At 38.7% G+C, this 2689-nt stretch carries 1 protein-coding gene; it reads left to right on the plus strand.

What is annotated here, in order from left to right; translation table 11 throughout:
* Positions 1–211: 211 nt before the first annotated feature.
* Positions 212–2440, plus strand: a complete 2229-nt coding sequence (locus IQ228_RS24465; RefSeq protein WP_027403019.1) for a polysaccharide biosynthesis tyrosine autokinase — start codon at positions 212–214, stop codon at positions 2438–2440.
* The last annotated feature ends 249 nt before the right edge of the window (positions 2441–2689 follow it).

The following is a 2689-nucleotide window of genomic DNA, read 5'->3' on the forward strand; positions in this document are numbered from 1 at the left end:
TGCCCCCCACCCCCCTTCACCCGTCATTTTCGGATTAACAGACTACTAGTGCAGCATGGCAAAAATAACTCATCATTAAAAGTTCCGAGAAAGCTTATATAATTTGCTTTTCTAATTTTTAATTCTGCCTTGCAGCATTGGAGTTGTGCATCACTAATTCATTTAATTTTTTAGGTGTTTGCGTAGTGTATCGCAGATAAGGATAATAAAAGTGGTTCAAACTAGTCTAAATCCCAATATAAATTCAGCATCAGAAACAGAACCAGGTTATGGACAAATGTTTGCAGTAATTCTGCGAAGATTTCCCTGGTTATTATTAGTATTGCTCAGTTCTACGGCTATTGCTGGCATCATTACATTAAAAACTCCACCCAGCTTCAAAAGCACCATGCAATTGTTAGTAGAGCCTAACTATCAAGGCAAGAAAGAAACAGATAACACTGAAAGTCAATTTACTGATGCTAATGTGGAGGTAGATACAGCTACTCAATTAAACTTGATGCAGAGTTCTGGACTGATTAAAAAAGCAGTTGATAGACTTAAAACTGAATATCCAGACTTAACTGTAATGGATTTAAAAAAATCCTTAGTCCTCACTCAAATTAAGACTCCAGAGGATAATATTGCTACTAAAATATTTCAAGTTGATTACACCGATAGCGATCCAGGAAAAACTCAAAAAGTTCTGAAAACAATTCAGCAAGTTTATTTAGAATACAATAAACAACAACAAGATTCACGCCTACAAAAAGGTTTACAAGTTATCAGAGATCAATTAAGAAAAGCGACTGATGAAGTAACCGCTTCCGAAGCAAATTTACAAAGATTTCGCAGAAGTCAAAATTTAATTGATCCAGATGCTCAAGCTAAAACCGTAGAGACAGCTTTAAATACTGTCCAACAGGAACGACAAACAACTCGTTCTCAATATGAAGAAGCCTTAGCAAAGCAAAAATCTTTACAAGCACAACTAAACCGTTCTCCACAAAATGCCTTAGTTTCTTCTCGTCTGAGTCAGTCTACCCGCTACCAAGGCTTACTCAATGAAATCCAAAAAACAGAACTGGCTTTAGCACAAGAACGGTTACGCTTCACAGATGATACTCCCAGCGTTCAAAAATTATATGAACAACTGCAAAGTCAAAAGCAACTTTTACAAAAAGAAGTTAGCAGAACTTTAGGAGAAAAAACCAACTCTACCTTTAATTCCGGAGACAATCTTTTAGAACAAGGACAACTAGGACAAATTGATCTTAATCTCACAGGTCAATTAGTAGAAACCCAAACAACCATCGTTGCATTAACCGCCCGCGATCAAACCTTAGCAGCCAAAGAGAAAGAATTACAAGCCGACCTCAAGCGGTTTCCTTCTCTATTGGCTTATTACAATCGCATCCTGCCTCAACTACAATTTAGCAGAGAAAGATTAGAACAATTATTAAGAGCAGAACAAAAATTACGCCAAGAACTTTCTAAAGGTGGATTTAATTGGGAGGTAGTAGAAGAACCCCAAGAAGGTCTTCATACTGGTCCTAACATGAGACAAAATCTCTTATTAGGAGGAGTAATTGGGTTAATGTTAGGAGGACTTGCTGCCTTTATTCGTGAAGCATCTGATGACGCTGTACATACCACTGCGGAATTAGAAAAACAAGCTGCTCTCCCATTATTAGGAACAACTCCTAAATTGCCACCTCCCAAGCCCAGAGAATCCATGATAAAATTGCCATTTGGCAAACCAGAAGTTCTCGCACCTTGGACAATTCAAGTATTACAATCTTCTCCCCGTTGGGAATCACTTGATCTCATTTACAAAAATATTGAACTACTCAATAAAGTCTCAGATTTAAGATCATTAATGGTGACATCAGCATTACCAGATGATGGTAAATCAGCTTTGGCATTAGGTCTAGCCATGAGTGCGGCTCGCCTACATAAAAAAGTCTTACTAATTGATGCCAATTTACGCGATCCTAATCTGCACAAACAGTTAAATCTTCCTAATGAACAAGGACTTTCTAGTTTATTAGAAAGTGAAGTTAATCTACCTAATCAGATCAGTGTTCCTTACTCTGGGTCGTCTTACATTGATATTTTAACAGCCGGACCAATTCCGACAGATCCTGCTCATCTTTTGAGTTCTCCCCGGATGATTCAATTAATAGCTGCATTTGAAGAAAATTATGATTTGGTAATCATAGATGCCCCTTCCGTTCTTGGGTTAGTAGATGCTATGCTCACGGCATCATCCTGTCGTAGTGTGGTGATGATGGCAAGTATTGGTAAAGTGACCCGCACCCAACTTAATCAAGCCACAGGGATGTTGAGTAGGTTAAATCTGATTGGGGTTGTAGCCAATGGCGTATCTCCATCTGATAGCACCTATGTACCTTATGTAAAACCAAAACAATTAGTTTTACAACCAGCAATGGAAGAATAAAGCAGAATATTTGCTGACTATTTAACCCACCAGGGGATCGCGGGAAGGCTGGGAGCCGCGTCTCTTTAGAGCGCGGGGGAAAGCCTACCCGTGCGGTTTTAACCGCTTCCAATATTCTCGATCATGATGCGGGTCATTAAATCTTTTCAACATTTTATTTCTCTCTAACTAATCTTTTTAAGGCTGACGAAAGACTCATTCCCCAACCTTGGGCGATATCCTCAAGTTTCTTTCTTTCAGTTTCATCTA

Source organism: Dolichospermum sp. LEGE 00246, assembly GCF_015207865.1.
Classification (GTDB): Bacteria; Cyanobacteriota; Cyanobacteriia; order Cyanobacteriales; family Nostocaceae; genus Dolichospermum; species Dolichospermum heterosporum.